The organism is Kitasatospora sp. NPDC033851 (genome assembly GCF_055576085.1).
The window spans coordinates 1-5622 of the sequence record NZ_JBVIRL010000076.1; the positions used below are offsets into that span (position 1 = coordinate 1).

General features: G+C 73.8%; 1 protein-coding gene. It reads left to right on the forward strand.

Annotated features, from left to right (window positions below):
* Positions 1-5622: type I polyketide synthase (locus tag ACZ51D_RS43315; RefSeq protein ID WP_465665808.1), on the forward strand; the 5622-nt coding region annotated here is incomplete at both ends.

The window sequence follows — 5622 nt, forward strand, 5'->3', positions numbered from 1 at the left end:
GGCGTTCGTCGAGCTGGCGATCCGCGCCGGTGACCAGGTCGGCTGCGGGCTGCTGGAGGAGCTGACGCTGGAGGCGCCGCTGGTGCTGCCCGAGCGCGGCGGCGTCCAGCTGCGCCTGTCCCTGGCCGGCGTGGACGAGGCGGGCCGGCGGACGCTGAGCCTGCACTCGCGCCCGGAGGAGGCCGTGGAGGGCGAGCCGTGGACGCGGCACGCCACCGGTGTGCTCGCACCCGACAGCACGGCCGCCGTCCCGTCGTTCGAGCTGGTCGAGTGGCCGCCGACCGGTGCGGTGCCGGTTCCCGTCGACGACCTGTACGAGCGGCTGGCCGCGGCCGGGTTCGGGTACGGACCGGTGTTCCAGGGCCTGCGCGCCGCCTGGCGGCACGACGGAGACACGTACGCCGAGATCCGGCTTCCGGAGAGTGCCCACGAGGACGCCGAGCAGTACGGACTGCACCCGGCGCTGCTCGACGCCGCGCTGCACGCCCTCGGCCTGGACATCGCCGACGGCTCGACCGCGGACGGCCCCCGCCGGGCCCGGATCCCGTTCTCCTGGAACGGGGTCACCCTCTATGCCGCCGGTGCGACCGCCCTGCGCCTGCGTCTCACCGAGGCCGGGCAGGACACGGCCTCGCTGCTGCTGGCGGACGAGACCGGCCGGCCGGTGGCCGCGGTGGAGTCCCTGGTCTCCCGTGAGGTGTCCGAGGAGCAGGTGCGCAGTGCGCGCGGTGGCTTCGTCGACTCGCTGTACCGGGTGGAGTGGACGGTGCTGCCGGTGTCGCAGGCGCCGGCGGGTCGGTGGGCCGTGCTGGGTGCGGGCGGGTTCGGTGCGGAGCGGTTCGCGGACCTGACGGAGCTGGGTGCGGCGGTCGACGGCGGTTCGGGGGTTCCGGATGCGGTGTTCCTGGCGCTGGAGTCGGTCGAAGCGTCTGACGGTGTGGCCTCGGCTGTGCGCGCCGCGCTGCATGGGGTTTTGGGGACGGTGCGGGAGTGGCTGGCTGATGAGCGGTTCTCGGCGTCGCGTCTGGTCCTGGTGACCCGTGGGGCGGTCGGTGCCGAGGTCGAGGACCTGGTGCACGCCCCGGTGTGGGGCCTGGTCCGCTCGGCGCAGTCCGAGAACCCCGGCCGCCTGGTCCTGCTGGACCTCGACGGCGGCGACTTCTCCCGCGAGGCGCTCTCCGCCGCTCTGGCGGCCGGCGAGCCGGAGCTCGCGGTACGCGCCGGCGCGATTCAGGTGCCGCGTCTGTCGAGGGCGGCTGCGTCCTCGGAGGCGGTGTCGGTGTTCGGGCCGTCGGGCACGGTCCTGGTGACGGGTGCGTCGGGTCTGCTGGGCGGGCTGGTGGCCCGTCACCTGGTGGTCGGGCACGGGGTGCGGAGTCTGCTGCTGGTGTCGCGTCGTGGTGCGGACGCGCCGGGTGCGGCGGTGCTGGTCGCCGAGCTGACGGACGCCGGCGCAACGGTGACGGTCGCGGCGTGCGACGTGGCCGACCGCGACGCGCTGGCCGCGCTGCTCGCCGACCACGAGCTCTCCGGTGTGGTCCACACGGCCGGTGTCCTGGACGACGGCATCGTCACCTCGCTCACTCCCGACCGCATCGACACCGTGCTGCGTCCGAAGGTCGACGCGGCCCTCCACCTCCACGAGCTGACGGCCGATCACCCGCTCACCGCCTTCGTCCTGTTCTCCTCCGCCGCCGGCACGCTCAGCAGCCCCGGCCAGGGCAACTACGCGGCCGCGAACGTCTTCCTGGACGCCCTCGCCGCCCAGCGCCGGGCCGCCGGGCTGCCCGCCACCTCCCTCGCCTGGGGTCCGTGGGCCGACAGCAGCGGCATGGTCGGCAGCCTCGACGCGGTGGACGTCCAGCGCATGAGCCGCGGCGGCATTCACGGCCTCGGCTCCGCCGAGGGCCTCGGGCTGCTCGACGCGGCCACCGCCATCGGCAGCGCCGCCCTCGTCCCGATGCACCTGGACCTGACTGCCCTGCACGCCCAGGCCGCCGCCGGCACCCTGCCCGCCCTCCTGCGGGGCCTGATCCGGGTCCCGACCCGGCGGGTCGCCCGCGCCGGGGCGACGGCCGGCGGCTCCGAGCTGGTCGCCCGACTGCTGGCCCAGCCGGCCGCCGCCGACCGGGAGGAGACTCTCCTCGGCCTGGTCCGCTCCCGCGTCGCCGCCGTGCTCGGCTACGCCGACGGGGGTGCGGTGGAGTCCGCACGGGCGTTCAAGGAGCTGGGCTTCGACTCGCTGACCGCCGTCGAGCTGCGCAACGAGCTCAACGGCGCGACCGGCCTGCGCCTGCCCGCCACCCTCGTCTTCGACTACCCGACGCCGGGCGCCCTCGCCTCCTTCCTGCTCGCCGAACTCCTCGGCGACGACGCGGACGAGCACGCCACCGTGACCGGCGCCGGCGCCGCCCGGGCGTCCTCGGCCGCGAACGACGAGCCGATCGCGATCGTCGGCATGGCTTGCCGCTACCCCGGCGGGGTGGAGTCCCCCGAGGATCTGTGGAGCCTGGTGCTCGGGGCCGGTGACGCGATCTCCGGCTTCCCGACCGGCCGCGGTTGGGACCTCGACGGTCTCTACCACCCCGACCCCGACCACCAGGGCACCACCTACGCCCGCGAGGGCGGCTTCCTGCACGACGCGGGGCTGTTCGACCCGGAGTTCTTCGGGATCTCGCCGCGCGAGGCGTTGGCGATGGACCCGCAGCAGCGGCTGCTGCTGGAGACCTCGTGGGAGGCCGTGGAGCGTGCGGGGATCGACCCGGCTACGCTGCGCGGCAGCCGGACCGGCGTGTTCGCCGGCGTGATGTACCACGACTACGCGACCGGGATCGGAGAACTCCCCGAGGGCGTCGAGGGTTACCTCGGCACCGGTGTCTCGGGCAGCATCGCCTCGGGCCGGGTCGCCTACACCTTCGGCCTGGAGGGTCCGGCGGTCACCGTCGACACCGCCTGCTCGTCCTCGCTGGTCGCGCTGCACTGGGCGATCCAGGCGCTGCGCCAGGGCGAGTGCACGATGGCGCTCGCGGGCGGTGTCACCGTGATGGCGACGCCCGAGACCTTCGTCGACTTCAGCCGCCAGCGCGGCCTGTCGGCCGACGGCCGGTGCAAGGCGTTCTCGGCGGAGGCGGACGGCACCGGTTGGGGCGAGGGCGTCGGCATGCTCCTCGTCGAGCGGCTCTCCGACGCCCGCCGCAACGGGCACCCGGTGCTCGCGGTCGTGCGCGGCAGTGCCGTGAACCAGGACGGTGCGTCGAACGGCCTGACCGCGCCGAACGGTCCGTCGCAGCAGCGGGTGATCCGGCAGGCGTTGGCGAATGCGGGTCTGGCATCGGATCAGATCGATGCGGTGGAGGCGCACGGGACGGGGACGACCCTGGGCGACCCGATCGAGGCGCAGGCGCTGCTGAACACGTACGGCCGTGAGCGTTCGGCCGAACAGCCGCTGTGGCTGGGTTCGTTGAAGTCGAACATCGGTCACACGCAGGCCGCAGCCGGTGTGGGCGGGATCATCAAGATGGTGATGGCGATGCGGCACGGTGTGCTGCCGCAGACGCTGCACGTGAGTGAGCCGTCGGCGAAGGTCGACTGGTCGGCGGGTGCGGTGGAGCTGCTCACCGAGCGACGGGCCTGGCCGGAGACCGGGCGCCCGCGTCGCGCGGCGGTGTCGTCCTTCGGTATCAGCGGGACCAACGCCCACACCATCCTCGAGTACGCACCGGCCACGGTCGAGCACCCGACCGCCGGCGACGAGACCCCGGCCGTGCCGATCGTGCTGTCGGCAAGGAACGAGAAGGCCCTCCAGGGCCAGGCCGCAAAGATGGTGGCCCTCCTGAACGAGCAGCCCAGCCTCGGCCTGTCCGACCTGGGGCACTCGCTGGTGGCGTCGCGGGCGGTGTTCGAGCATCGGGCGGTGGTGGTGGCGGGTGACCGTGCCAGTGCCGTGGCGGGGCTGGAGGCGCTGGCGGCGGACCTGCCGGGGGCGGTCCGGGGCGTGAGCGGTTCGGCGGGCCGGGTGGCGTTCGTCTTCCCGGGTCAGGGTTCGCAGTGGGCCGCGATGGCGGTGGAGCTGTTGGAGTCGTCGTCGGTGTTCGCTGTGCGGATGGCGGAGTGCGGGGCGGCGTTGGCGCCGTTCGTGGATGGCTGGTCGCTGCTGGAGGTGGTTCGGGGCGTCGAGGGTGATGGGTGGATGGATCGGGTGGACGTCGTCCAGCCGGTGTTGTGGGCGGTGATGGTGTCCCTTGCGGAGGTGTGGCGTGCGTCCGGTGTGGAGCCGGGTGTGGTGGTCGGTCATTCGCAGGGTGAGATCGCTGCCGCGGTGGTGGCGGGTGCGTTGTCGCTGGAGGACGGTGCCCGGGTGGTGGCGCTGCGCAGCCGGGCGATCGCGGGTGGTCTGGCGGGTCTGGGTGGCATGGTCTCGGTGGCGTTGCCGGTGGAGGAGGTGCGTGAGCGTCTCGGTGACGGGGATCGGGTGTCGGTCGCGGCGGTGAACGGTCCGTCGGCGGTGGTGGTGTCCGGTGAGCCGGCCGCTCTGGAGGAGTTGTTGGCCTCGTGTGAGGTGGACGGCGTTCGTGCCCGTCGTGTCCCGGTGGACTACGCCTCGCATTCCGCGCAGGTGGAGTCGATCCGTGCCGAGCTGTTGGAGGTCCTTGCGGAGGTCCGTCCGCGGGCGGGTTCGGTGCCGGTGTTCTCGACGGTGACCGGTGGGCTGGTCGACGGTTCCGCCATGGATGCCGAGTACTGGTACACCAACCTCCGTACCACCGTCCGCTTCGCCGAGGCGGTCGACGCCCTCCTCGCCGACGGCTACGGCACGTTCGTCGAGGTGAGCGCGCATCCGGTGCTGGCGATGGCGGTGCAGGACGCCGCCGAGGCGGCCGGTCGGCCGGCGGGGGCCTTCGGGACGCTGCGTCGTCACGAGGGTGGGCTGGAGCGGTTGTTCGCCTCGTTCGCCGAGGCGTGGGTGCGCGGGCTGCGGGTCGACTGGCAGGGCCTTCTCGCCGGCCGAGGTGCTCGGACGGTGGAGCTGCCGACCTACGCCTTCCAGCGTGAGAAGTACTGGCTGGAGTCGGTCAATTCGGCGGCCGTCGCCGAGGCGTCGGTCGATGCCGTGGACGCCCGCTTCTGGGAGGCCGTCGAGAGCGGAGACGTCGACGCGCTGTCGGTTGCCCTGGACCTGGACGCCGACCGCCCGCTGAGCGAGGTCCTCCCGGCCCTCTCCGCCTGGCGTCGCCAGAGCCGCGACCGGAACACGGTCGACGGCTGGCGCTACCGGGACAGCTGGAAGCCGGTTGCCGACCTCGGCTCCGGCGTGCCGTCCGGCACCTGGCTGGTGGCGGTGCCGGCCGACAGCGAGGACGATGCCGCCGCGGCCGCCGTCGAGGGCCTGCTCGCCGCACGCGGGGTGGAGGTGCGCCGGTACGAGCTGGACACCGCCGCGGCCGACCGGGCCTCGGTGGCCGAGGCGCTGCGAGCCTTCCTCGCCGACGGTGTCCGGTTCTCCGGTGTGGTCTCGCTGCTTGCGGCGGGCGGCCCGGTGGCGACGCTGACGCTGGTGCAGGCGTTGGGCGATGCCGGGGTCGGTGCGCCGTTGTGGTGTGTGACGCGTGGGGCGGTGGCTAC